This window comes from Myroides odoratimimus (assembly GCF_030326305.1).
GTDB lineage: Bacteria > Bacteroidota > Bacteroidia > Flavobacteriales > Flavobacteriaceae > Flavobacterium > Flavobacterium odoratimimum_A.
On sequence record NZ_JACAKB010000009.1, the window covers coordinates 13316 to 39682 of the forward strand.

Sequence of the window (26367 nt, forward strand, 5' to 3'; positions counted from 1 at the left end):
TCTCTTAGTTTTCTACAACTTCAGAAACGTCTGGTTGCTTACCACTAATTTTCTCTTGTAAGTACTGGAATGCAACATAAAGGAAAGGAATAACGAATACTCCAAGAATAACTCCTAATACCATCCCTCCTGCTGTACCAATACTAATAGAGTGGTTACCTTGTGCTGACGAACCTTGAACGAACATCAAAGGAATTAGACCTGCTACGAAAGCAAATGATGTCATCAAGATAGGACGAAGACGTAAACGCGAAGCTTCTAATGCTGAGTCTACAATACTCATCCCTCCTTGTCTTTTCTGAACAGCAAACTCTACAATCAAAATTGCATTCTTCGCGAGCAGTCCGACCAGCATGATGAGTCCTACTTGCACATAAATATTATTAGCAATACCTACAGAACCTATGGCTAAGAATACTCCCATAATACCAACTGGTAGTGATAACAATACTACTAATGGTAAGATATAACTCTCATACTGAGCTGAAAGAATAAAATAGATAAACAAAATAGATAACCCAAAGATAAACACCATCTGTCCTCCAGATTTCTTCTCTTCTTTACTCAGTCCTAACCATTCAATACTATATCCTGAAGGTAACTTCTCAGCTGCTACTTTCTCTACTGCCGCCATTGCATCCCCTGTACTTGTACCAGGGTTGATAATACCATTTACAGCGATAGAGTTAAATAAGTTATGACGACTGATAGCTTGTGGTCCATACACTTTTTCTAAGTGCGCTAATGAACTAATCGGAATCATCTCTCCCGAACCAGCTGTCACATAGATAGTTTTAAAAGATTCTTCATCTGCTCTAAATTGAGCGTCTCCCTGTACAAATACCTTAAACTGTTTACCAAAACGGTTAAAGTCATTTACTTGTGCTGATCCGTAGAACAACTGTACTGCACTCATCATATCACTTACTTCCACTCCATGCATCTTTGCTTTTACAGGATCTACTACGATTTTATACATTGGGAAGTTTGCTTTAAACATCGTGAAGGCACTTAGCACTTCATCAGTCTCACTTAGGTCTTGATTAAACTGATTTACAACATTTGCAAACTCTGTAATATCTCCACCACGTCTATCCTGAACTACCATCTCTAATCCATCAAAATCTCCAAATCCTGGAACTGTTGGGTTAGCAAACACATAGAAATCACCTTCTTTTAATGATGATAATTCTTGATTTAACTGTGCAATCAACTCATTGATGTCAGTTACCTCTCCTCTTTCTTCTAAAGCTTTAAAAGAAATGAATCCCATACCATAAGCAGGACTGGCTGCATTACCTAAAATGTTGAATCCTGAAATAGTGGTTACAGACTTAATAGCAGGGTTCTTTCTCATGATCTCATCCCCTTCTTTTAAGACCTGTGCTGTTCTATCAATAGATGACCCTGGAGGTAATGATAGAGCAAACATCGCAAATCCCTGATCCTCATTAGGGATAAACCCTTTAGGGGTTGTATTCATTAAGAATACCATTCCTACTATAGAACCTACTAGAATACAGAAACTCAATACTTTTCTTTTGATTAAGAAATGTACTCCTTTTATATATCTATTCGTTAATGCTGTAAATCCTGCATTAAACGATCTAAAGAATCTTCTCTTAAACCCATCTTTCTTTACCTCTCCCGTATGTTCTAAATCATGGTGATGATTCTTTAATAACAAGGCACATAAAGCAGGGCTCAATGTCAAGGCATTTACAGCAGAAATCATAATCGCTATCGCAAGTGTATATGCAAACTGCTTATAGAATACTCCCACTGGTCCTTCCATAAACCCTACAGGTAAGAATACTGCTGACATTACTAAAGTAATCGAGATAATCGCTCCTGAGATTTCACTCATGGCCTTAGTAGTTGCCTCTTTTGCATCTAAGCCCTCGAGTTCCATCGTACTGTGTACTGCCTCTACTACTACAATGGCATCATCCACTACAATACCAATAGCTAGTACTAATGCAAACAACGTCAACATATTAATCGAGAACCCTAACATATTCAAGAAGAAGAAGGTACCGATTAATGATACTGGTACTGCTATCGCTGGAATAATAGTTGATCTAAAATCTTGTAAGAAGATATATACTATCAAGAATACTAATAAGAATGCCTCTATTAATGTTGTTTTTACCTGATTTATAGATTCATCTAACTGTGTCTTATTAGCGAACGTTACATTGTATTTTAGCCCTTTTGGCAACTGAGGAGTTAATTCTTCTAATACCTTGTACACTTGAGTTTGAATCTCATTTGCATTAGATCCTTTTGTCTGGAATACAGCCATTGTTACAGCTTCTTGTCCATTGATTTTATTCTCCTCATCATACGCTACTGCACCAAACTCGATGCGTGCGATATCTTTTAAATAAAGTACATTACCACTTTTATCTGCCTGTACTACGATATTCTCGAATTGTTCAGGAGTATTATATTTACCTGGGTATGTCAATGTATATTGTACTGCTCCTCCTGCATTCTGACCTAAGTTACCTGCAGCTACTTCCATACTCTGACTTTGGATAGAGCGCTCTACATCAGCAGGCGTTAATCCTCTATTTGCCAGTTTATGTGGATCTAGCCATATACGCATAGCATAATCCTTCTCACCAAATAGCTGTACGTTACCTACCCCTTTAATACGTTTTAACTCACGTACTAAGTTGATACGAGCATAATTCTGTACGAAGGTTTCATCATATAGAGCAGCATCCTCACTGATTAGGTCTACTACCATGATCATACCTCTCTGTTCTTTCTGAGTGATTACCCCCGCTTGTAATACCTCAGCAGGTAAGATACCTGTCACCTGAGCTACCCTGTTCTGTACGTTTACTGCCGCCTGATCAGGATCAGTTTCTAAATCAAAGAATACTGTGATAGCTGCTGTACCATCATTACTAGCTGTTGACTCTATATGAGTCATATTTTCTACCCCGTTAATTACCTCTTCTAAAGGAGTCACTACTGATTTCAATACTGTCTCAGCATTACCTCCCGGATAAGAAGCCATTACAGTTACACTCGGAGGTGCAATATCAGGGAACTGTGCCATAGGTAACTGTGTAAGTCCTACTGCCCCTAATATAACAATGATAAGAGATATAACTGTAGCTAATACAGGTCTATGTATTATCTTTTTAAGCATTTGATCTGTTTGTTTTAATTAAATAAAGAATCTTTGAGCCTACTTACTCGCTTGCTTTAGCAGTTTCTGTACTTGTATTACCTCCTGCATTTTTTGCTGCAGATAATACTGTCACAGTCATACCATCTTGCAGTTTATCTACTCCTGTTGTTACAAGTGTTTCTCCTTCTTTCACACCATCAGCGATAAAGTAAGTATGCAAGTTCTTTCCGATAATTTTAAGTTGTCTTTGATCAACTGTATTGTCTTTATTTACTACATAAGCAAAGATCTTATCTTGTAAGTCTGCAGTAGCAGCTATAGGTACTTGTACAGCATCTTTATGTGTAGCCATCAGGTTCACAATACCTGTACCTCCATTTCTCAATAAACGATCTGGGTTATCAAATACTGCACGTACACTGATAGAATTAGTACCTGCATCGAACTCTCCATTAATTACATCTACCTTACCACTTATAGGATACTTATCTCCATTACTTAATTCTAATTCTATAGGCATCTTCAGTACATTCTCTGAACCACCATTCTCTTTTACTAGATTAAAGTAGTCTGCTTCTGTCAATGAGAAATAAGCGAACATCTGAGAGATATCAGACATAGTAGTTAATTCCTCTACTTCACCAGCTGTCACTAAGTTTCCTACACGCTTAGTAATACGTCCTAAGAATCCATCTACAGGAGCCTTAATCGTACAGTAGCTTAAGTTTAACTTTGCTTCTGCCACAGCTGCCTCTGCCTGAGCCACGTTTGCTTTAGCGTTATCTAACACAGCTTGTGCAGTTTTTAACTGTATTGGAGATACAAAAGAATTATCTAATAAAGACTGTACTTTATCTTTTTCTAATTGAGCATTTACAAGAGCAGCCTGAGCTGCCTTTAGACTAGCATTTGCATTATTTAGTTGTATTTGATACGGTTGAGCGTCTATTAAGATTAATGCCTGCCCCTTCTTTACATAACTTCCTTCTTCTACAAGAATCTTATCAATATAACCTGAAGCTTGTGCACGTACTTCTACATTCACCCTTCCTTCTAACGATGCTGTATATTTTTTTAATACAAGAGCATCACCCTTCTCTACTACACTTGTTCTAACTTCTAATGAAGGCTGCCCTGCATCTCCTTCACTTGATTGCTTATTACAGCTAACGAAAAATACAGATAAACCAAATAATAGGCCTCCTAAAAACAAAACTTTCGTACTTCTATAAATTTTATTCATTTCTAACGCTTTTTACACAACAAAAATCAAAAATTATACCGCTCCTACTTCTAGAATTAGTTCGAAGCGTAAAAATTCGAACCTGAAGCGTCAAAAGGCCTTACTTACCTGAATAAACTCTCTCTTATACTTACACATAGACACAAAAAAAGCTACTAATGTAGCTTTATGAATTTAACCAATTTTTAAGTAATGGTGCCTTCTCACGGCTTACGATCACCTCTCTCTGAGGATCTTTTACTAAGCCTATTTTTAATTTCCCATTATAATAGTTCTGTACATGCTCTATACTATCTACACTCACGATATGCTGTCTATTAGCTCTAAAGAATATCTCTGGAGACAGCTCTTCTTCTAACTCCTCTAAGCTCTGACTTACGATTACAGTAGTTTTATCCTTTAAGACTAGATGTGTAATCTTTAATTCTGAATAAATAAAATCAATCTCACCCACCTTCACAGTCTTAAAACCATCCTTATAAGGAATCAAAAAACGAGAGCGATAAAATGCTTCTTTCTTGTGTAAGCTACCTAATATATCTTTAATCGAATCACTTAATACAGGAGAACTTCTAAGTGCTTTAAACTTATTCAATGCCTGTTCTAACTCTTCTTCCCTTACAGGCTTCATGATATAGTCTATACTATTCACCTTAAATGCTTTTAAAGCATACTCATCATAAGAAGTCGTAAATATCACAGGTGCTTTTATCTCTATCTGCTCAAATATCTCAAAACACAAACCGTCTTCTAATCTAATATCCATCATGATCAAGGACGGCTCCTCATGATGCTGTAACCATTCTATACATTCTTTTACACTCTCTACTACAGCTACGATTTCTATTGTAGAATCTAATACCTGCAATAAACGAGATAATTTATTAGCATTTCTTACCTCATCCTCTACGATCAAAACTTTCATCATGTATATTTTCTTTCTTAAGCTATTATTTCTAATTATTTATCATTCTTATTTAGTAACAAAGGCAACCTTACCACAAAATCTTTATCCGTTTTCTGAATAAGAACCTTGTGTTTACTTAGCAGACGATAGCGTTCTTTAATATTCGTCAACCCTACTTTAGAAGAAGGTAAGGTTACGACTAACTCTTGAATATTATTGCGAATCACCACATAATCCTCTTCTACATAAATATCTATTCTTAGTGGACTCTCTTTAGAAGCACTATTGTGCTTCACAGCATTCTCTACTAATAACTGTATAGCGATGGGTGCCACATAGAAGTTTTTCTTATCCACCTCTTGCACATTGATATTTAACAGTACTTTCGCCCCCATTCTTTCTTTAATTAAGTAGAAATAAGATTCTACGAAAGTCAATTCTTCTGACAGACTGATGGTGTTCTTTCTCACATTAGATAGCATATAACGATATACTAGTGATAAGTGATCTATAAACTTCACAGCGATATCCTGATCTTCTATTACTAACTCTGATAATGTACTGAAGTTATTAAATAAAAAATGAGGGTCTAGTTGCATCTTTAGCGATTCTAACTCTGACTGGCTCGCGATACGTTCTAGTTGTTCCGCTTTTAATTTAAGCTCTGCAGCATCTACCATGGACTTTTTCCAATTATTAATCAAAAAATAACCTGTGTGAATAGCACTGATAAAAATCCCTGTATTTAAACTAATGATTAATGACTGCCATAAATCTATCTTTGCCTCTAAATCTATTAACTCAAAAGACTCGTAAGGAGATAGATAGACATACACAAAATTAATAGCAAAATACACTGTAAAGATAAATATAAGTAGTAAGAAGAACTGTACTACTACACGCATCACTGGCTGTTTATCCCAAGGCAAAAACTTGTTCAAAGCTCTACTCAACCAAAGGCTCACCTCTGTAATGGCCATACAGTATAGAAATAGAACAAAGGCTGACTCCCACATCTCTTCTACATCCATTCTGAACCAATCTGCGTCATAAGGATTAAGTAAAAAATGAGAGAATAAGTAAAGTAAAAAAACTAATGGCACTACCATTAATCGATAGTGTTTTAAAAACAGTGATTCCTCTTTTACTTTCTTGGTCGACATCTTCCTTAATTAAATTCTATAACAAAAGTAAATCTATATTTCCACATTTAGAACCTTACCTTACTCAAAATGATATATCCTATCTTGAAACGGAAAAATACTACACCTACTTGTATTCTTTATCCATATTACCCATTTTAATTTCCAAAAATCATGTAATTAATACGAAAAAAACACAATTAGATAAAATCAGCTGAGATTTATACAAATAGCACATACCCATTTGCCAAATATATAATAACAAAAAAAGTAGTATAACATCAACTAGCTATACTACCTCTGGTAAAATGAAACAAAACAAATTATTTAATTAAAAGACACTTCTAACCCTAACATCTCAACTCTGTCAGACCTACTAACCTATTCTCAAAAAATTCTACAAAAGAATAATCTAATACACTAATCACACCTACCTCTTCTGATAATAATGCTGTTAATGTCTGTATATCATCTTGTAGGATATATTCTATATCTAAATCTGTATCTTCTAAGAGTTCTTCTACACTATCAATATCACAGTACTGATTCTCATCTAATAGTACAATAGCCCCTTTATGCTCCCCTATTAACAATTCTCCTATCAAGGTATGCTCATCCCATCTCCCTATAATAAAGATATACGAAGAGAAGATAGAGTCCTCATTCATCTCCTGAATAGACAATACATGATCTGTAGTAGTAAAAGTAAAGAAAGACACTGAAGCAACAGTTCTCATCAAAGCAGTATGACTACTGACCAACAAAAAACGAAAGTAATCATCCGAAAAGTTATAAGTATGCCTTAAGCCATTTATCTCATGCTTAAAAAGCACATCAACTCCTGAATCTATCAGAAATCGATAACGTAAAAACTCATTCATAGTAGTTGTATTGGTTACCTTAAAATTAATCAATTAAAAGGCATCAAAACACTCCTGACTAAAAACATAACATTCTGATAACATTAATATTAAATCCGAAAACAATAAAATGAATAGAAACGAAGAATGGGACAAAATAATTAATGAGCCTAAGGCTGATGATAGACCAATGCAACTATTAATAGATTATGATGAAAAAGGAAAAGTTATCTATCTATTATTATGTAGATACTTCTCTGATTCTGAGTTTAGAGCTATCGCTCCTGTCAAAACCATATCAGAGCCTAACTTCTCTCAACTCCTTAATAATTTTAAACAAACCACTAAATTCTAATCGATTGTATATAATTGTTTTTTTCCTTCTGAATCTACAGCTATTAAAAGTTAATTACCCACATAAGAATAAGGAGTAAAACTCATATACATCTACTGAGCGCTAATTCAAGTGCTTTCTCTAACTCCTCTCTAGAAGAATCTTTAGACATAATAATATTTTCATCTTTTTCTAATCCGATAAAACCATGTCTACTTCCTTTATTATGCATAGCACTAAAAACAATCTCAGTATCATTTGCTGATACAGATAATAGTATTGAGTTTTTATATAATTTAGCCATTGTCTTCACTCCTATTCCTTCAAGAAACTCTTGTTCCATCTTTTTTAAATCTCCTTCAGGTCTTTTTCCTTCCTTGCTAAAACTCAATGTATATAAAACAGTATCTAAAAGTACCCTAATACTAGGATTTTCAAGTGAGGTAAATGGAGGTATAGTAAAATTAAAACTATCCTTCACTATCAAAAAAGGATGTACTATATATTTATTCTTATCTTTAAATAGAATTATATCAACTAATTGTTTCATTATCTTATAACTCTAATTGTTATATTAATGTCATTATCTAATCCATATTTAATTGCACGGTTAATCTGTCCCCATTGATCAGTACTTCCTTTTCCTGTTTGAACAGCAAGTTCTAATGTTTTACTAGTATAACTTGTTCCCTCTTTAACACTAAGTGTCCCCTGCCTTGCGTTTGTAAATCTAGCTAACTTATCTATATATCCTTTCAATGTATTATATACAGCATTCTTTCCTTGATACCCTGTTAGAACCATACTCTTTATACTAGTAGCCACACCATTTTCTATTTTGTCTATTACAGGGAAATTATTAGCCTTTTCTGGATTTACCCCAACATTTGCTCTATTATTCTTCCTCGTTCTAAAGGAAGGTAAGACCCTACACTTTTTTAGGCATTAATGCCTTTACCCCTGTCATAATCCCTTTAGAAGCTAAAGTAAAACCTATTCCACTTGCAGCATACTCCATACCATGACCTGCCCAATCAGCCTGAGTAAAACTAGGATCATTATATCTAACGTAATCTAGATTATTAGCTGGTAATCTAATCTCAGATTTAGGTAATGCCCTTGGGTCGTTTGCCATTACTTTACCAAACATACGATCATACTCTACCTGTCTCTGAGTCATTAAACTTAGTAACTCTTGAGAAGTATAGTTTCCATTAACACCTCCAGTAACTCGAGGACCATACTGAACCGTAACTCTGTCTCCTTGTAAATTAAAAGATAATTCAAAACCTTCTAAGTCTATTCCACTTGTTACATTATTTTCAGCAAAAGCATAAGGAGAGTTCTGAGAATATTTAGGTGATAAAGGATCTATGTTTAAAAATCTTCCTATAGAAGGATCTGACATCCTAAACCTGAAAAAATAAATATTTAACCCTAACTCTTTTTGAATCTCTTGTCCTTGAAACTGATACTTATAATCCTTCATCAGCCCATCATTCTTCTGATTATAGCCCTTATGGGCTAACCCAAAAGGATAATAGTTCGTCTCCTCAATGATCTCATTAGACTCTATAGCGTTATTCTTATTTGCATCACTATATGAGAGTCTCACATTGCCCAAGTGATCTTTGTACTGATATACATACGCACTCTTCTCTGCATTAAAGAATCCCTCTGCTGTAGGGAAGAAACTAAGCTTGCCCTTTACATACTGAAATCCATCTAAATAATCCGTTAGCGTAACGACGCCCTTCTCTGTGACTTTCTTCTTTACCTTCTCTCCACTAGCTGTATAAAGATACTCTATTTTATCACTTCCGAAGTTAATCTCTACAGGTAAGTTTAGGTGATTATACCTAATCTTACTGATTTTTTTATGCTTATCACTAGTAAGGTTACCGAAGTCATCAAACCCATAATCTGCTCCACTAGTATTGACTTGCTTAAAACCCTCTTGATTTCCTGTAGCATCCCTTACAGTAGACAGTCTATTACTACCTAACTCATACCCAATTCTCTTAACTCTTAAAGTGAAATTAAAGAGTCATTATGCACGATAAACTCTCTTAAGTAAATACATTCAAATTCACTAGGTTGTATTTCTAGTGTTACTGACTTAATAGGCTTATCAGTTATATCAATAAATCTACTAACAGCTTGTCTAACCCTAGAAGAATTACTATAATATACATAAACTTTTTTGCCTTGATACTGCTTTAAATACACTAAATCAATCACTGTTGTAGGTGGACAATTTCGAATAGCAAGTATTAAATTACTCCTATTTTCATAATCGACATGAAAATCAATTATATATTGGTTAACATCCTCATCTACCAAATCAAACTCAATCTCTTTTATGGATTTCTCAAACACCCTTTTAAAAGTACTGTCTTTTATTACTAGTTCACTTAGTTTTTCTTCTTTAGAGGACTTTAACCGATTACTATTATTTTTACAACTTAATAGAGATATGCTCACTAATAAGATAATCAAGTATTTCATAATTCGTTCTTTTATTCTCACACATTAAACATTTTTAAACCAACTACTTTTAAAAAAACTTTCCCATTTTTCCATATATATAGTGAAATCCGTTTTCCAAAAGAAAGGAGATGCACAGAGCTCTGTTAACTCTTCCATTATACTAGTGAATCTTCTCTCCAACATCACATCATCATCACCGCTTACCATCACATAGCTATAATAACTGTTTAAAAACTGATCTATACAAACTTTCTCTAATCCCCTATTTCTAATACTATCTAATTCTGTGAAAAAAGCATACACAAAACCTTATACTCTTCAAAACTAATTATTGAGAGCACAGCATAAGTTAAACGCTCTTCTATAAGCGCCTTAAAATCGTTTATTAACATGTTACTATCAATCATAAACATTCATATCTATTAACTACAAGTCATAAAACAACCATTTCACATAGCTGCATTAAGGGTATTCAAATCCAAATGTTATTCGTTTCACACTATTATCTTTCAATAAAGTTATCTAAAAAAACCTTATCAGAATTACACAATTCAAATTGAGCACTATAATTTAACACTACTCATTTTTCCTCCTACACCCTCTTTTCTCCTATCTATTTTTTTACTACCTTTGCCTACAGTAAAGGCTTTGACTCAATGGCTATTATTGAGAATATTCTTCTATTCAAAGTCTGGTACATCTCACCAAAAAGAAAGCACAAATCACAGCTTTTAAAATTTTAACAAGTTTCTTAACATCATAAATTCACTACGAATCGAGTATTCATGCGGTCTCCGTTGTGGTTTTTTCGGAAGGTGTTCGGAAAACACCCCCTTTTTCCGAACACTTTGCAATGAACTTCCGAACAACGCCCAAACAACCTTCCCAAAAGCCTTACTATCATTGGCTTTACCGTGTGTTTCAAATCACTAAAAAACACTGATATGTTAATATTTTTAACATCTGTGATTTGTCCTGTTTTTAGATTTTAGATTGCTTTTAATATTCTCATATTTAGAACTTTTATAAACATTACTCTGCTCTAAATCTATTAAAATAGATATACTTCATCTAACATTAAATTTCTCTAATCCTAAAAAATGGCTTGATTTATGATTTAGTTTTGCAATAAAATCAGAGCTATGAACATACTTTTAATAGAAGACGAAGTAAGCGTATCTAACTTCATTAGAAAAGGTCTAGAGGAGAGCCAACATCAGGTGGCTTTTGCCTACGATGGGATGATAGGATTACAACTAGCGATGGAACAAGAGTTTGATTTGATTATTCTAGATGTCATTCTTCCCTATATGAACGGATTCGAAATCTGTCAACAAATAAAAAAATACAAAGGAGATATTCCCATCCTCATGTTGACTGCCTTATCTACGCTAAATGATAAGGTCAAAGGATTTAATATGGGGGCAGATGATTACCTGACGAAACCTTTTCACTTCGAAGAATTATTGCTGAGAATAAAGGCACTGACCCGTCGTAATACAATGGCTATGCCTACTCTAGAGTATAAAGCTGCGGATCTAATCATGAATACGTATAAAAAGACAGTAACGAGAGCAAATAAAGAAATCGTTTTAACCCAAAAAGAATATACCTTACTAGAATACTTCTTAGTGAATAAGAATAGAGTATTAACGAGAACACAGATAGCTGAGGCGGTCTGGGGTATCGGATTCGATAGAGGGACGAACCTCATCGATGTGTATGTAAATTATGTGAGACGCAAAATAGACAAAGAGTACAACACACAACTGATACATACAGTTATCGGTATGGGGTATATACTAAAGGATGAATAGTTTTTGGATTACAGTTAACGGTTAACGGTTTACAGTTTTCGGTTTACAGTATTGCCCTACGAGCATAATGTACTTAGATGAAGTAATAGTCTAATGATTGATACAATAGCCTAAACAGTTTCACAACATCACAACATCACAAAAAAACGATTTCACACCTTCACGGTTTCACTATTTCACAAAAAGACTATTTCACAAAAAAACAGAATAATGAAAATACGCAATAGACTTTCACTACAGTTCTCTGGCTTATTTGCAATTCTCTTATTGGGAGTGCTAATTGCAGTCTATTTTGTAGTATCTAGCCATTGGCAAAATACCTTCTTTAAACAATTAGAAGATCGCGCCTTCACAGTAGGCCATAACTATCTAGCAGAAGACAACTTCACTAAGGCAGAGTTCGATGAGGTCTTGCGCAAATATCCTCGTACATTACCTCTAGAGAAAATAAGAATCTATGATATTAATCTAGATCCAACCTTTATAGAAGAAGGGGATCTAAAATGGGATAAAAAGACACTAGAAGAGGTTATTGCAAAAAAGAAGATATACTTTAAACTTGATCAGGAGTACGTGGTAGGTATTTTCTATAGAGATAATTCTGGGGACTTTATCGTGATGGCTAAAGCAACTAATGAAAAAGGAGTAGCAGCATTACAACAGTTAAGAACAGTTATGCTGATCAGTCTAGTGATTGCCTTACTTATTACTTTTTTCCTCTCGCGTTTATTCGCTGGTTATTTTCTAATCCCGATTACCAGAATTAATAAGTACTTCGCGAAGAAGAATATAAATACTTTATTTCAGCCCATCCCTACACAGGATATGTCTAAAGACGAGATACGTACGTTAAGCGAGACTATTAATGATCTCTTTAATCGAGTACAAGAATCCTTTGACAACCAACAGGCATTCGTGTCTCATGCTTCGCATGAGCTAAAAACGCCTATCGCTTCTCTTATGGGGAATGCTGAGATAGCGCTACGTCAGAGCAGAACAGAACAGGAGTACGTAAAGGTACTACAAGGGGTAGTGAACGATGCAATACACATAGATCAGATGATCAATAATCTATTGGCATTATCACAACTAGACAGTTCTGTGTATCCATTACATAGACATGCTTTTGAAGAATTCTGGTGGACGATGATAGACCACCTTATAGCAGCTCAAAAAGACTTAAACCTAAACCTGACCATCAGCACAGAAGAAGACTTACACGAGCTATTCTTTAATGGCAACGGCAACTTATTAGAGCTAGCCCTTTCTAATATTATATTGAATGCCAACAAGTTTTCTCACAATGCACCTATAGAAGTAACACTGGATACTGATACCCACAATATCATTATTATAGTAGAAGATAAAGGCATTGGGATAAAAAAAGAGGATCTAGACAAACTATTTCTTCCTTTTTACCGTTCTAGTAATGCATTCGGGATAAAAGGAACTGGACTAGGTCTATCGTTAGCTTCTAAAATAGTACAATTGCACAAAGGCACATTGACCATAGAATCAGAACTAACAGTAGGTACTAAAGTGACCTTAATGATTCCGAAACTGCATCAATAGTAGTCATCTCAATCATTATCTAAATTATAATTCAACCTAACAGCGAGTATAAGATTTTATACTCGCTGTTTTTTTTGTGATGTTGTGGAGTTGTTTGTTGAAGGAGCTTGGTAGGCCCTCTAAGAGTATTTAACTATTAAACATCAGATGAAAACTGTTAAACCCAATCTCACATTAAAATTTTCTAATCTCCTTTTAATCCCCTATTCACATCTCTTTAAGACCGTCCTAATTATCGTGAAATAAGTTTGCCTTGTTAAAAAGAAAGTAAAAAAATAGACAAGAATTTATTTTATGCATATCACTAAAAGATCATTGTTATCCCTAGCTTTAGTACTGTCAGCGACAGTGACTAGCTATGCACAGGATAAAAAAGCACCTATCGTGGTGAGAGATGCGGAAACGCTAATTCCGCTACCTGGCGTGACTATCGAAGACATTACAAATGATAAAGTAGATATTACTTTAGACAATGGACAATTCGAATTAGACAATACAGACTTAAAAGAGATAAAACTACGCCTAACTTATATCGGATATACAGATAAAGAAATAACAATAAAGGTGGGAGATTATCCTTCATTTATAGACTTAGATGTAGAGGATAATTTATTAGAAGGAATTGTCGTAACAGGATATACTAAACAGTCTCGTTCTAAAACAACAGGAGCTGTCAGTAAAATAGAAGCTCAAGCGATCAATAAATCACAAGTGAGTTCTATGGATCAAGCCTTACAAGGACAAGTGCCTGGGTTATATGTGGCTTCTCCTTCTGGGCAACCTGGTACTCCTGGTAGGGTGACTATCCGCGGTATCGGTTCTCTTCAGGATGAGAACACGAATCCTCTTTATGTATTAAATGGAATGCCTATCTCTCCTGCTACATTTTCTGCTCTGAATCCTGAAGACTTTGAAGATATCACTGTTCTAAAAGATGCAGCGGCTACTGCTCAGTATGGTTCTAGAGGAGCTAATGGGGTGATCGTAATCACTTCTAAGAAAGGGGCACATGACTCTGATGGATTAAGGGTAACTTATCAAACTCAATACGGGTATTCTGAAGCCAATAACAGCAAATGGGATATGATGAATACGAACCAACGTCTTCAGTTCGAAGAAATGCTTCAAGACCAAGACTTACCTGGATGGGCATATTCTAGAAACAACCCTTATAAGACAGTAAATGGTGTACAGGTAGCTAAGACAGATGTTGATTATATAGAAGGAGATAGACGATTAGCTGAGATTAGACAGACTAATATTGATTGGAAAAAGAAGTTAATGAGAAGAGGGATTAATCAATCTCATAACTTAAGCTTCCAAGGGGGCGATGATAAGACTCAACACTATACTTCATTAAACTACTTCAAACAAGATGGTGTATTATACAACTCAGGTATAGAAAAGTTCAATGTGAATAGTAATATTCACCATAAGTCTGGTAGATTGAGTACTAACTTCTTCTTCAACTTAGCGAATATTAATAGTCAAACTTCAGAGTCTGACTTTGATGTAAGCGAGACAAATCCTGTAGCTTCTATGTACTTCGCGTTACCTTATGAGAATCCGTATGATGAAGATGGAAAACTTACTCCTGGTACGAATAGATTTGGTACAAATGCTTTAGCAATGTATAACGATGTTAGCCGAAGAGAAAAACAGCAGAAAGGTGTATTAGCAGGTAACTTTGCTTTTGATATTACAGATGACTTTAAACTTACTAGTACAATAGGGGTTGATTATACTAAGCTAAGTAATACACATATCATCAAACCTGATACGTACTTCGGAGACCTAGTAGAAGAAGGTGGTAAAGGAATGTATAGTCAAGGTGATCAGACTAACATCGGGCTAATGGCTAACTTCGGGGCTAACTATAAATACAGATGGGATGCACACGAGATAGAAGCGATAGCCTTAATGGAGATGAATAGACAGAAGTATAACTATCACGGCTTTACAGGATATGGGTTAATAGATGGGCTAGACCATACCGCAGGTGGTATCACACCAGGTACACCTGAGAATGACTTCATTCCTAAGATAGAGGGTAGAGCTTCTGAGAACTTATTACTTTCTCAAGTTGCTTTAGTGAGATACTCATATGAGAACAGATTTACGTTGTCTACGAGCTTAAGAAGAGATGGTTCATCCCGTGTACCTCGTAATAACAGATATAAGTACTTCTATGCTGTGGGAGGTAGTTGGAATATGAAAACAGAAGACTTTATGCAGAATATAGATGTTATCTCTATGGCACGTTTAAGAGCTAGTTATGGATTAACAGGTAATGCTAATGGCTTCGCTAGTGACTTCGGGTACCGCCGTCTTTATGGCCCTGGTCAATACAACGGAGGTACTGCCCTTAACCCTATAACGCCAGGGAACAATCAGTACAACTGGGAAATGAATAAGATTCTAGACTTAGGGTTAGAGTTCGGTTTATTTGAAAACAGATTAATTGGAGAAATAGACTTCTATAACCGTATTACGAGTGATTTATTCTTAGATAGATCTCTTTCTAGTACATCGGGGTTTGAATCCATAGCAGATAATATGGGTAAAATTCGAAACCGTGGTATTGAATTAAAACTGTCTGGAGATGTGGTAAGAAGTGGAGACTTCACCTTTAACTTAGGAGTTAACTTTGCTTATAACAAGAATAAAATCTTGAGCCTAGGAGATGAGGATGAAATCATCACAGAAGACTACTCTATCCATCAAGTCGGCAAGCAAATAGGACATTTCTATATGGTGAAATGGGCTGGTGTAGATCAGCAGACAGGTGCTCCACTCTATTATGACAAAGAAGGTAATATCACGACTACTTATGATCCTGATAATGCTGTATTAGTTAAAGGAGGGTTTGACCCTGCTATCAAAGGAGGGTTTACAACTAACTTTAAATACAAAAACTTAGAAGTAAGCGCCTTATTCTCTTTTATTAAAGGAATGTATAGACTTAACACAGGAGAGTTTTACAGAACATCCGCAGACCAAACTTACCGTATCTATAACCAGTCTACAAGTATGTTAGATATGTGGCAAAACCCTGGTGATGTCAGCGATAATCCTAGTGCAAAATACGCTCGTTATATGACTGATAGAGAGCTACAAAAAGCAGATTACTTAAAACTTAGAAACTTAAGTGTAAACTATAGATTTAAAGACTTCGGTAAATGGAATAAAATAGTGAAAGAGATCAATATATTCGCTCAAGGGCAAAACCTATTGACTTGGACAAACTTCAAAGGACAAGATCCTGAAGATGACAATAACTGGTACCAATATGAATACCCATTACCACGTACCATCACAGCAGGTGTAAAAGTAATTTTTTAAAGCAATGACAATGAGAACAACCATATATAAAATCAGTGCAATACTATGCTTAGCATTAGGAGCTATTAGTTTCCAGAGTTGTGATAGTATGCTAGATATAGACCCTAAAGATGCTGTAAATGAAGAACATATTTACAGTTCGGTTAAGCAATTTGAGTTTGGAGTATTAGGAGCTTATACAGAGCTAAACCTAGAATACAATACCTTAATCGGTTCGATCATGGCAGATGATTGTAAACTAGCTCCTAGTAATGCTGGGGTAAACTCTTATGCTGTCAATCTTAACCGATGGACTTTTAGCGCAGACGATGACCTTCTACAACAGATATGGATAGATTACTACCACAGCGTGTACAAGATTAACACACTACTAGAAAACATCCATAAAGTGCCTACTAGCAATGAGGCTGAAGTAGAAAAACTAAAGGAACTAAAGAGTGAATTACACGGTCTAAGAGCTTTAATACACTTCGAACTACACCGTATGTTTGGACAGTCTGAATACTTAGGGATGACAGCTTATACAATCCCTTATAAGACGAGTTCTGATGTATATGGGAAGCCAGGTAAACAAACAATACAAGACTTCTATAAACAACTAGAGAATGATCTAGTGGAAGCAGAACAGCATATTAATAAAGATACCACTATTCGCTTAAGTCAAGATGCTATCTTAGCTTTAACTGCACGTGTGGCATTATATTCACATGACTATACAAAAGCAGAAAGATATAGTACTCTGCTAATTAATAAATATCCACTAGCAACGGCAAAAGAGTTTGAAGGAATATGGGAGGACACTTCTAATGCTGAGGTTATTTTTAAACTGAAGCGCAACAATGATGACAACATTAGACCTAACATATTCTGGTATGACTTCAGCAATGGTAAAACACTGTACTATGCTTCACAGAAGCTAAGAGATCATTTTGACTCAGAAAATGACCAAAGGTATGAACACTTCTTCGGTATAGAAGATGATGCAGTCATCAGTAAATATGATGGTAGCGCATTCAACGATCGTATTAATGATTACAAAGTATTTCGCATCAGTGAAATGTATCTTATACGCGCAGAAGCATATCTAAAACTAGGTAATAATACCAGTGCTACTAATGATATTAATACGCTTAGAGACAATAGAATTAAAGATAATACTCACTTTACTACTGTGACGCTACAGGATGTATTACAAGAGCGTTTCTTAGAATTATCCTTCGAAGGACATCGCTATTTTGATTTAAAAAGATTAGGCTTGCCATTAGAAAGAGATTCACGTGATCTAGCAGTAGATACTGATAACACGATAATTAATGCTTTTGATGAATACTATCAACTACCTATTCCACAAAAAGAAGTACAAGCTAATCCAGCGTTAAAATACTAATACTAAAAAAGGCTATTCCTAAACAGAATAGCCTTTTTCATTTACAATAAACCTCGATTCATACTCTAAAGTATAAATCAACAATAGCAGGCCCCCACCTGCTATTGTTTTCGAAACAAACTAACCGTTATATCTGTATATTTTGACTTAATAATAACTTATCATATACAGTTACAACTTCTACATTAATTCCCCCAAACTAATGTATTTTTATATATTCGTCTTGGTGTTGCTCTAAAGCAAAACGCAATTCTTCAATAACTTCTTCCTTTAGTCTTTCTGGTGAAACGACTTTCACATATTTACCAAACTTCATGATTTGTTGCTTCAACTCATAATTTGGTTTTACTAATAAAGTAGCTAAAATACGTTCTCCACATACACTCTCTGTAATTACCTGAGATGAGTGAAGTGGGCAAGAATTTAAAACAGCTCTTTGACTCTTATCAAATGAAAGGACTACTTCGTGAACATCTTGATCGGTAAAGTTTAAGCCTATAATTTCACTAAACTTAGTTCTAGCTGACTCTGAGCATCCTTTAAAACGTTCGTTCTCAATCATCACATCTGATATAGTATCTAAAAAGTAAGTATGGTAATCATTATCTTCTAACGCAACAACATACCACGCATCTTCAAATTCTTTAAACAGTATAGGTGCTATTTTCACACGATATGGCTCTCCTTCTGACTGATTAGTATAAGTAAAAGATATTTTTTGATTTTTCGTCATTGCTGTATAGATCATTCTAATCGTATCTATTGGCAATACTCCTTTCTTAGATACTGGATCGATATAAGTAGAAGCTGACTCCCTAGATCCATTACTCGAATTAAGTATATCTGTAGTTACCAGATCTTTTAAATGTAATAAAACTTGATTTGCTCTTGCCAAATATTTAGGAGCAATATAATACCCTTTTTTAGCATTATCTAGTGATACCTCTACCCCAAACTCTGTAGACAAGTCACTAAGTGCGCGATACAGTGTACGTTCACTAATATCAATGTCATAACTTGCTAAGTACTCTAAAAGCTTTTCCCGCGAAGGATAATGATTTTGATTCAGGTAATTTAATACCAAAAAATAATAGCGTAATTTCTTCATTTTAACCCCAATTAAAATTAAGTGATAGTTGTGTTTTTTATAAATAACTAAATTAGCTTTTTTCTCTAATAAAAAAAACTATCTAATTGGGATACAAAAGTAATCCTATTATAATACAAGGTATTCAAAAATTGGGTGAAAGTGTCTTTTTTCTTAGTTAAGCCCAGTAATCTCAATTTGAGAATAGTTGAAATATTTATTCATAACCAGCTACTTCAACTATGTATTAACACATTTATAAATAGCTTAAATCAGGCAACGATAAGGTTATTTGATTACACCTTTATTAATAAAAATAGCGTCTATTTTAAATATAGACGCTATGGGGACACTCTAAATTCTTAGCTAGCCAACACTCTACTAGAAATTGCATCACAAGTTATACAACTCACAATATGCACGTTCTATACTAAGTATGGTTGATAGTAATGATACTTCTATACAATGTTCGCTCCTAATTAAAAAACAATTCGCTCATCTAAAAGAACATTACAAACATATTAATTTACCAATCTTCATAATCTAAAAAAAAGTAAAGCAAGTAATTTATTGAGTAAAGAAACTACTAACCACAATATACAGGTATAAAAAAGGAGTCACTTTACCCATGACTCCCTCTTCTTATACTATATAACTCAGATACTATCTCACTAGATAAATACCATCTTCTTTTATCTCTATCTTCTTCTCTTTATAAAGAGTTCCTATTGCCTTTTTAAAGGTCTTTTTACTCATGTTTAGAACTGTCTTGATATCTTCTGGATGACTATTATCATTCAGCCCTAAGAAACCTCTGTTGTGCTCTAATTCTCTGATAATAATTGTAGCACTGTCTACTACTCCATCAAAACCTAATTTGTTTCTACTAACGTCTATTTTTCCATCAGGACGAATAGATTTAATATACCCTATGATACGATCTCCTGTGTGTAACTCTTCAAACACTTCATTCTTATACATAAGACCAGCATGTTTTTCATTGATAATTACATTAATACCTAAATCTGTAATATGAGATACAACTAGTTCTACTTCTTCTCCTTCTTCTACAGTAATATCCTTATTATCGACAAACTGCTTTAATTTACTAGAACCTACCAATCGCTTACTTTGATCATCAAGATACATATAGATCAGATATCTATTCCCTTCTTTCATAGGACGGGCTTGTTCTCTAAATGGAACGAACAAATCCTTTTCTAACCCCATATCCATAAAGGCTCCATATTCATTAATGTAGCTTACTTTTAATAACGCAAACTCATTTACATATATTTTAGGCTCTAAAGTAGTAGCTACTGGTCTTTCTTCTTGATCTAAGTAAACAAAGACAATCATCTCATCTCCAACTCTAATATTCTCAGGTTCGTATTTACTAGGTAAAAGAATATCTGTTTCACCATCTGTTAAATAAAGTCCAATACCCGCTAAACGAGCAACCTTTAATTTATTATCATCTCCTATTTTAATCATATTCTTGTATATCTTTTATATTGTGAACTTAAGTTCACTTTTACTTTAATTCTAAGTCAAAAATGTCCTTCAATACCTCTACTTCAGGATTAATCTCTATAAAATGTTGGTACTTATCTTTTGAGTCTAATACTCTCTTAACTAGCTTAATCTCTTCGTTTACAGTAATATTTAATTCAATTGCAAAGTTCTGTAATTTTTTGCGAAGGTAATTAACCAAGTCATACTTATTCTCTTCAAAACTCAATTTAGAACCCTCATTTGGCAATTCTAATTCAATACGAGCTTCATACAAAGTAGGTTGAGCCATTCGCATTAAAGAAGCCATTAGCATTAATCCTGCTCTAGTCAAACGATCTATATAATAGTTCCATTCTCCCATTAACTGATCATAGGTAAAAGCCTGTTTAGGTAAGTCATCAGGGTTAATTACAACTTTTTCTAGAGACGAAGCCAACTCTTTTCTGTTTCGAATACTAGTCAACGATAAGGCAGAAGCTCTTTTAGGTTGTTCTGCTATAGGATTAGTATTACTTTCTATATTGAGTGACTGATTATTTAATGACTCACTTGCCTGAGGTTGTACTAGATGATTTGACTCAACAGTTTGAGCTCCTTGAGGAGCAACTGTATTATCATATTGATTATTTACACTTTGAGCATAACCACCTTGCTCTACTACAGGTACATTATTAGGCACTTGTATGTTTTGAGCTGATTGGTGAATACTATTTACCTCTTGTACAGATGTGTTTTTACTTACACTTGCCAAAGCATTTAACTCATCTAAATTACTTGTAAATTGTCTATTATGAAGTAATTCTTTAAGCGCTAAAGCTGGTATTATAAATTGTTTATCTTTTTTTTTTCGCCTTCAAAAGATAAAGACGCTAACTGCATTAGACACAATTCTACTAGTAATCTCTGGTTTTGACTTGATTTATACTTTAAATCACAATCATTCGCTATCTCTATTGCTTGTAACAAGAAAGGCATTGATGTTTGTTGTGACTGATTATAAAACAATTGTTTTCCATGATCTCCAATCTCTAATAGATTGATTGTCTCAGGTGTTTTACAAACCATCAAATCTCTAAAGTGAGAAGCCAATCCAGATACAAAATGGTGTCCATCAAATCCTTTAGATAAGATATCATTATACGCTAGTAATAATGCAGGAATATTATTCTGTAAAACAAAATCAGTGATACGAATATAATATTCAAAGTCTAATACATTAAGATTTTCAGCAACAGCTTGTCTTGTTAAGTTTCTACCACAATAAGAAACAACTCTATCAAATATAGATAATGCATCACGCATAGCACCATCAGCTTTCTGCGCTATAATACGCAAGGCATCATCCTCAAAGTTGACTCCTTGACTTCTAGCAACATCAGCTAAGTGATTAGCCGCATCAGCAATAGTGATTCGTTTAAAATCAAATATCTGACATCTAGATAAGATAGTTGGTATGATCTTATGCTTCTCGGTAGTTGCTAATATAAAAATAGCATGACGAGGCGGTTCTTCTAATGTTTTTAAGAAAGCATTAAACGCTGCAGAAGATAGCATGTGCACCTCATCTATAATATACACCTTATACTTTCCAGTCTGTGGTGGTATACGCACTTGATCAATAAGACTTCTGATATCATCCACTGAGTTATTAGACGCAGCATCTAATTCAAATACATTAAATGCAAAGTCCTCATTTGGATCATCATATCCCTCTTGGTTTATCTTTCTAGCTAAAATACGAGCACATGTCGTCTTACCTACTCCTCTAGGTCCTGTAAATAACAAAGCCTGTGCTAAGTGATTACTCTCAATAGCATTAACTAGAGTACTTGTAATAGCTTGTTGGCCTACTACATCTCTAAATGTTTGGGGTCTATATTTTCGGGCAGATACGATAAATTGTTCCATAGGTCTCTTATTATCGCAAAGGTAGTTTATTTTTTAGAATACAGAAATTATTCTCTTAACTCAGCAGGGAAAAACTCATCTTTACCTATCTTGTTTGACCACTGTTTTCTAAGTTCATTTAAGTGAATAGGCTTATGAGGCTCTCTGCTTTCTAACTCAAAAGTATAAAACAAATACTGTAACTGTACTTCTATATAAAAGTCATCCAAATAAAGTTCTGGATGATACTCCGACTTCAAATCTAAACTGAATGTTCGGGCGGCAGTATTAGACCAAAAAGCCTTCCACCCACTTTTAAACTCCTTAATCAATTTATATACAGTCTGTCCTGTCTGACGATCAATAAGCTTAATCAGCACTTTCCCATCATTACGAGACAGTTTCTTTAATCTCGCTGTAAACTGTTCTTCTAGATATTTCTGAGAGCGTTTTATATATTTACGCTTATCACTATTACTAGTCATCTTATCTAGGTTTGCATTAAGAATCACTAGATTCTCTGCTGTTGCCTTTGCATAAGGATATACTCTACGCAATCTATTGCGAAGAATAATCATATCACGTCGATACTTCTCGTCTTTAATATCTACCCCAATATAAATCTCAGGAATAGTATATTCCTGTATAGTATCTCCTTCTATTATGAGTTCATGCGGTATCTCTGGTACTTCAACTAGCTTCTTATCTTGTGCAATAAGGTATTGCACAAAAAACACAAAACTAATTACTAAAAGCTTTTTCATAACCTAAATTATACTCCAAAATTATCTCTTTTTGTTGAGTAATAATAATAGTATTAGGTAAATTAGCAAAAAAATAAAATCATGAGTACAAAGACAATTCTAGATGACAGTTCACTAGCTTTTTTAGAAACATATTTAAATAACCCATCTCCTACTGGACATGAGTCAAATAACCAAAAGACTTGGATGGAATATCTAAAACCTTATGTAGACACTTTTATTACAGACACTTATGGTACTGCTGTAGGAATAATCAATCCTGATGCTCCTTATAAAGTTGTGATAGAAGGACACGCTGACGAAATCTCTTGGTACGTTAAGTATATCACTGAAGAAGGTTTTATTCACGTAGTTAGAAATGGTGGTAGTGATCACATGATCGCCCCTTCTAAACGAGTACATATCCATACTAAAAAAGGAATTGTAGAAGGTGTATTCGGATGGCCTGCTATACACATCAGAAATAGAGCTGGAAAAGAAGAATCTCCAAAAATAGAAACAAACTTTATTGACCTAGGATGTGACTCTAAGGCTGAAGTAGAAGCATTAGGAGTACATGTAGGTTGTGTGATTACATACCCTGACACTTTCACTATCTTAAACAATAATCGTTTTGTATGTCGTGCTATTGACAACAGAATGGGTGGTTTTATGATTGCACAAGTAGCTCGTTTATTAAAGGAGAATAACAAGGCACTACCTTTTGGACTTTATATCGTAAACGCAGTTCAAGAAGAAGTAGGATTAAGAGGTGCTGAAATGATCACACAAACGATTAAACCTAATGTAGCTATCGTAACAGATGTTTGTCATGATTCTAATACACCGATGGTAGACAAGAATATCGAAGGGGATAATAAGATTGGTAGAGGTCCTGTAGTAGGATATGCTCCTGCTATCCAAAATAACTTAAGAGAGTTAATCGAAGAAACAGCTGAGTATAACAATATTCCTTTCCAACGCAATGCCATGAGCAGAGTAACAGGTACAGATACAGATGCCTTTGCTTATAGCAATGGAGGTGTTGCTTCAGCACTTATCTCTCTTCCTCTAAGATATATGCATACTACAGTAGAGATGGTTCACAGAGATGATGTTGAAAACACAATCAAACTAATCTACGAAACACTACTTAAAATAGAGAATAACGAAACTTTTTCGTACTTTAAATAACATAGTAAGGCAGCCATTCGCTGCCTTATTTTTTATGAATTATCTACCAATTTTATACAAACAAATCAAAGGAATATGATTAAATCCTCTATCTTTGAATAAAAATACATTTAGATAATGTCCAATTACAATCGCAACAAAAATAAAGTTGCAAAACTAAATACAAACTTAACTCTTGCACAAATCATTGAGCAAGCAGGTACCAATCCAGAATATAGAATTGTATTTTACAATCGTTTTTTAAAAGATGATATTTATGTGCTCGTTGAAAAAGGAGCTTTAGAAGGTAAGACTGATGGTAGCATGGATCCTACACCTCCTATTATTGCTTTTGAGAACAACTGTATTCCTGTATTTACACATCCAGATAGAATATACGATGCTAGTGCTATACATCAAGAAATGGATTATATGAAAGTAAGAGGAAATGACTTCTTAGAAATGACACTAGGAGCTACTATCATTGTCAATCCTTTTTCTAAAGTATACAAAGAATTAGTCGTAGAAGAAATAGCAGAAATGCTGAACGGTAGTATATTCAACACCTTAAGTAGCCCTGTATTAAAAGCTCAGATGAATGTAAAAATAGGAGCACCAGAGACTGAACCTACTGTTTTATTAGAAGAGTTAAAAACTGCCTTTTCTGAGCACGAACTTATTAACGCAGCTTATATCGGTTGGACATTTAATGAGATCTTAGATAAAAATGCTCATTATGTATTCGCGATAGAGTGCGCTAAAGAATTAACTGATTTTAAAGAAGTAGCAGATTTAATCTCTAACTTCTGTAAACCTCATTTAACGAAAGAGGAATATATAGATATTATCAAGTTAGAAAAGAATGGAAACTTTAGCGATTATTTCTATAATCACGCCACTCCTTTCTACACAAAATAACAAACAATGGCAAAGGAAGCTAAATTCACCCCTATCGACTTAGAATCGTGGAACAGGACTCCTTACTATGAATATTACCGAAATATTCTAAAGACAAAATATACGGTAAGTATTAAAATAGAAATTACAGAAGTATTCAGTCTATACAAAAGTAAAGGATACAAGTTCTTTCCTACCTTCTTATATATCATCATGAAAGCACTTAACAACAGTGAGGAGCTTCGCACTTGTATACATGAAGGTCAACTAGGCACATGGAATTTTTTAGCCCCACAATACACCCTCTTTCACGAAGATGACAAAACATTTTCTGATTTATGGAGTGAACACGCTGATGACTTTAAAGCTTTTCACCACAATATCATCTCTGATATCGAGAAGTACAAGGATGTTAAAGGAATAAAGATAAAAGAAGGTCTACCTGCTAATTTTGTTCCCATCTCTTGCGTTCCTTGGATTAGCTTTGAGAGCATTAGTCAAGATACTTCTCATGACTCTGATTTTTTAAAGCCAATTATTCGTTTTGGCAAGTATTATCAAGAGCATGATAAGGTTTTAATACCATTATCTATATATGTCAATCATGCTATAGCAGACGGATATCACACTTCCATGTTCTTACAAGACATACAAGATATCGCAAACGATGCTAGAAACTGGATATTATAAGGATTATCTCTACAAGAGGTAATCCTTTTTTTATTTCCTCCCTACTTCAATAAACCTCATTATCAAACAACTACCCTATCAATCCCTTCATAGTCTCTGTTAATTTATCCTTCTTAGACAAATAACCCCCTTG

General features: G+C 34.5%; 22 protein-coding genes and 1 pseudogene. 8 read left to right on the forward strand and 15 right to left on the reverse strand.

The genetic code is table 11. The features are described from left to right. Window positions 1-4: 4 nt before the first annotated feature. From HX049_RS08660 to HX049_RS08680, 5 genes are all read right to left on the reverse strand, one after another. Entirely contained in the window at window positions 5-3166 is a 3162-nt protein-coding gene (locus HX049_RS08660; RefSeq protein ID WP_006259358.1) for an efflux RND transporter permease subunit, read from the reverse strand. Between the two features lie 43 nt (window positions 3167-3209). Next, window positions 3210-4391, reverse strand: coding sequence for an efflux RND transporter periplasmic adaptor subunit (locus tag HX049_RS08665; protein ID WP_006259359.1), 1182 nt, complete (start codon window positions 4389-4391; stop codon window positions 3210-3212). Between the two features lie 166 nt (window positions 4392-4557). Beyond that, window positions 4558-5319 carry a LytR/AlgR family response regulator transcription factor gene (locus HX049_RS08670; protein ID WP_286415455.1) on the reverse strand — a complete coding sequence of 254 codons (762 nt, stop codon included), beginning with the start codon at window positions 5317-5319 and terminating at the stop codon, window positions 4558-4560. A 32-nt stretch (window positions 5320-5351) separates the two neighbouring features. Then, window positions 5352-6461 (reverse strand): sensor histidine kinase, encoded by a 1110-nt coding sequence (locus tag HX049_RS08675; RefSeq protein ID WP_286415458.1) that lies wholly within the window; start codon window positions 6459-6461, stop codon window positions 5352-5354. 329 nt (window positions 6462-6790) lie between these two features. Next, window positions 6791-7321, reverse strand: coding sequence for a hypothetical protein (locus HX049_RS08680; RefSeq protein ID WP_006259362.1), 531 nt, complete (start codon window positions 7319-7321; stop codon window positions 6791-6793). Between the two features lie 109 nt (window positions 7322-7430). On the opposite strand from HX049_RS08680, the gene HX049_RS08685 reads away from it, so the two are divergent. Then, window positions 7431-7655, forward strand: a complete 225-nt coding sequence (locus HX049_RS08685; protein ID WP_006259363.1) for a hypothetical protein — start codon at window positions 7431-7433, stop codon at window positions 7653-7655. Window positions 7656-7737: 82 nt separating this feature from the next. On the opposite strand, the gene HX049_RS08690 is transcribed toward HX049_RS08685, so the two are convergent. The 5 genes and pseudogenes from HX049_RS08690 to HX049_RS08710 all read right to left on the reverse strand — a co-directional run bounded on the left by HX049_RS08690 (window position 7738) and on the right by HX049_RS08710 (window position 10427). After that, a complete protein-coding gene (locus tag HX049_RS08690) occupies window positions 7738-8184 on the reverse strand; it encodes a contact-dependent growth inhibition system immunity protein (RefSeq protein WP_006259364.1) in 447 nt (148 codons plus the stop codon). Beyond that, window positions 8184-8483, reverse strand: a pseudogene (locus HX049_RS08695) (hypothetical protein); the annotation flags it as partial. The gene HX049_RS08690 and the pseudogene HX049_RS08695, both read right to left, overlap by 1 nt. A gap of 79 nt (window positions 8484-8562) precedes the next feature. After that, window positions 8563-9249 (reverse strand): RHS repeat domain-containing protein, encoded by a 687-nt coding sequence (locus HX049_RS08700; protein ID WP_230456714.1) that lies wholly within the window; start codon window positions 9247-9249, stop codon window positions 8563-8565. 413 nt (window positions 9250-9662) lie between these two features. After that, window positions 9663-10142 carry a hypothetical protein gene (locus HX049_RS08705; RefSeq protein WP_006259367.1) on the reverse strand — a complete coding sequence of 160 codons (480 nt, stop codon included), beginning with the start codon at window positions 10140-10142 and terminating at the stop codon, window positions 9663-9665. Window positions 10143-10166: 24 nt separating this feature from the next. Then, window positions 10167-10427 carry a hypothetical protein gene (locus HX049_RS08710; protein ID WP_006263228.1) on the reverse strand — a complete coding sequence of 87 codons (261 nt, stop codon included), beginning with the start codon at window positions 10425-10427 and terminating at the stop codon, window positions 10167-10169. Window positions 10428-11266: 839 nt separating this feature from the next. Here HX049_RS08710 and HX049_RS08715 point away from each other — a divergent pair. The 4 genes from HX049_RS08715 to HX049_RS08730 all read left to right on the forward strand — a co-directional run bounded on the left by HX049_RS08715 (window position 11267) and on the right by HX049_RS08730 (window position 18242). After that, window positions 11267-11941 (forward strand): response regulator transcription factor, encoded by a 675-nt coding sequence (locus tag HX049_RS08715; RefSeq protein ID WP_006259369.1) that lies wholly within the window; start codon window positions 11267-11269, stop codon window positions 11939-11941. A gap of 210 nt (window positions 11942-12151) precedes the next feature. Beyond that, on the forward strand, window positions 12152-13513 hold the full coding sequence (locus tag HX049_RS08720) for a sensor histidine kinase (protein WP_006259370.1): 1362 nt from the start codon (window positions 12152-12154) through the stop codon (window positions 13511-13513). 294 nt (window positions 13514-13807) lie between these two features. Beyond that, complete coding sequence (locus HX049_RS08725) at window positions 13808-16855, forward strand: SusC/RagA family TonB-linked outer membrane protein (protein ID WP_006259371.1); 3048 nt, start codon at window positions 13808-13810, stop codon at window positions 16853-16855. 10 nt (window positions 16856-16865) lie between these two features. Then, window positions 16866-18242, forward strand: coding sequence for a RagB/SusD family nutrient uptake outer membrane protein (locus tag HX049_RS08730; RefSeq protein ID WP_230456713.1), 1377 nt, complete (start codon window positions 16866-16868; stop codon window positions 18240-18242). A 199-nt stretch (window positions 18243-18441) separates the two neighbouring features. Here HX049_RS08730 and HX049_RS08735 read toward each other — a convergent pair whose 3' ends face one another. The 5 genes from HX049_RS08735 to HX049_RS08755 form a co-directional block, all read right to left on the reverse strand. Beyond that, window positions 18442-19350: a helix-turn-helix transcriptional regulator gene (locus HX049_RS08735; RefSeq protein ID WP_006259373.1), complete on the reverse strand. Its 909-nt coding sequence runs from the start codon at window positions 19348-19350 to the stop codon at window positions 18442-18444. A gap of 642 nt (window positions 19351-19992) precedes the next feature. Continuing rightward, window positions 19993-20823: a CvfB family protein gene (locus tag HX049_RS08740; RefSeq protein WP_006259374.1), complete on the reverse strand. Its 831-nt coding sequence runs from the start codon at window positions 20821-20823 to the stop codon at window positions 19993-19995. A gap of 40 nt (window positions 20824-20863) precedes the next feature. Continuing rightward, window positions 20864-21595 (reverse strand): hypothetical protein, encoded by a 732-nt coding sequence (locus HX049_RS08745; protein WP_006259375.1) that lies wholly within the window; start codon window positions 21593-21595, stop codon window positions 20864-20866. A gap of 71 nt (window positions 21596-21666) precedes the next feature. Beyond that, window positions 21667-22752, reverse strand: a complete 1086-nt coding sequence (dnaX, locus tag HX049_RS08750; protein ID WP_006259376.1) for a DNA polymerase III subunit gamma/tau — start codon at window positions 22750-22752, stop codon at window positions 21667-21669. A 47-nt stretch (window positions 22753-22799) separates the two neighbouring features. Continuing rightward, window positions 22800-23495 (reverse strand): DUF4294 domain-containing protein, encoded by a 696-nt coding sequence (locus HX049_RS08755; RefSeq protein ID WP_006259377.1) that lies wholly within the window; start codon window positions 23493-23495, stop codon window positions 22800-22802. Window positions 23496-23576: 81 nt separating this feature from the next. Here HX049_RS08755 and HX049_RS08760 point away from each other — a divergent pair, with 81 nt between their 5' ends. The 3 genes from HX049_RS08760 (at window position 23577) to HX049_RS08770 (ending at window position 26234) form a co-directional block, all read left to right on the forward strand. After that, window positions 23577-24668, forward strand: coding sequence for a M42 family metallopeptidase (locus tag HX049_RS08760; protein ID WP_006259378.1), 1092 nt, complete (start codon window positions 23577-23579; stop codon window positions 24666-24668). A 117-nt stretch (window positions 24669-24785) separates the two neighbouring features. Beyond that, on the forward strand, window positions 24786-25565 hold the full coding sequence (locus tag HX049_RS08765; RefSeq protein ID WP_006259379.1) for an enhanced serine sensitivity protein SseB: 780 nt from the start codon (window positions 24786-24788) through the stop codon (window positions 25563-25565). Between the two features lie 6 nt (window positions 25566-25571). Beyond that, a complete protein-coding gene (locus tag HX049_RS08770; protein WP_006259380.1) occupies window positions 25572-26234 on the forward strand; it encodes a chloramphenicol acetyltransferase in 663 nt (220 codons plus the stop codon). Window positions 26235-26367: the final 133 nt, after the last annotated feature.

What these genes read in the sequence shown, in the direction of transcription:
- HX049_RS08665 (WP_006259359.1), bottom strand. Translation starts at nt 4,391, where the DNA reads ATGAATAAAATTTATAGAAGTACGAAAGTTTTGTTTTTAGGAGGCCTA.
- HX049_RS08670 (WP_286415455.1), bottom strand. Translation starts at nt 5,319, where the DNA reads ATGATGAAAGTTTTGATCGTAGAGGATGAGGTAAGAAATGCTAATAAA.
- HX049_RS08720 (WP_006259370.1), top strand. Translation starts at nt 12,152, where the DNA reads ATGAAAATACGCAATAGACTTTCACTACAGTTCTCTGGCTTATTTGCA.
- HX049_RS08690 (WP_006259364.1), bottom strand. Translation starts at nt 8,184, where the DNA reads ATGAAACAATTAGTTGATATAATTCTATTTAAAGATAAGAATAAATAT.
- HX049_RS08765 (WP_006259379.1), top strand. Translation starts at nt 24,786, where the DNA reads ATGTCCAATTACAATCGCAACAAAAATAAAGTTGCAAAACTAAATACA.
- HX049_RS08715 (WP_006259369.1), top strand. Translation starts at nt 11,267, where the DNA reads ATGAACATACTTTTAATAGAAGACGAAGTAAGCGTATCTAACTTCATT.
- HX049_RS08680 (WP_006259362.1), bottom strand. Translation starts at nt 7,321, where the DNA reads ATGAATGAGTTTTTACGTTATCGATTTCTGATAGATTCAGGAGTTGAT.
- HX049_RS08760 (WP_006259378.1), top strand. Translation starts at nt 23,577, where the DNA reads ATGAGTACAAAGACAATTCTAGATGACAGTTCACTAGCTTTTTTAGAA.
- dnaX (WP_006259376.1), bottom strand. Translation starts at nt 22,752, where the DNA reads ATGGAACAATTTATCGTATCTGCCCGAAAATATAGACCCCAAACATTT.
- HX049_RS08740 (WP_006259374.1), bottom strand. Translation starts at nt 20,823, where the DNA reads ATGATTAAAATAGGAGATGATAATAAATTAAAGGTTGCTCGTTTAGCG.
- HX049_RS08705 (WP_006259367.1), bottom strand. Translation starts at nt 10,142, where the DNA reads ATGAAATACTTGATTATCTTATTAGTGAGCATATCTCTATTAAGTTGT.
- HX049_RS08730 (WP_230456713.1), top strand. Translation starts at nt 16,866, where the DNA reads ATGAGAACAACCATATATAAAATCAGTGCAATACTATGCTTAGCATTA.
- HX049_RS08755 (WP_006259377.1), bottom strand. Translation starts at nt 23,495, where the DNA reads ATGAAAAAGCTTTTAGTAATTAGTTTTGTGTTTTTTGTGCAATACCTT.
- HX049_RS08685 (WP_006259363.1), top strand. Translation starts at nt 7,431, where the DNA reads ATGAATAGAAACGAAGAATGGGACAAAATAATTAATGAGCCTAAGGCT.
- HX049_RS08735 (WP_006259373.1), bottom strand. Translation starts at nt 19,350, where the DNA reads ATGAAGAAATTACGCTATTATTTTTTGGTATTAAATTACCTGAATCAA.
- HX049_RS08675 (WP_286415458.1), bottom strand. Translation starts at nt 6,461, where the DNA reads ATGTCGACCAAGAAAGTAAAAGAGGAATCACTGTTTTTAAAACACTAT.
- HX049_RS08725 (WP_006259371.1), top strand. Translation starts at nt 13,808, where the DNA reads ATGCATATCACTAAAAGATCATTGTTATCCCTAGCTTTAGTACTGTCA.
- HX049_RS08770 (WP_006259380.1), top strand. Translation starts at nt 25,572, where the DNA reads ATGGCAAAGGAAGCTAAATTCACCCCTATCGACTTAGAATCGTGGAAC.
- HX049_RS08660 (WP_006259358.1), bottom strand. Translation starts at nt 3,166, where the DNA reads ATGCTTAAAAAGATAATACATAGACCTGTATTAGCTACAGTTATATCT.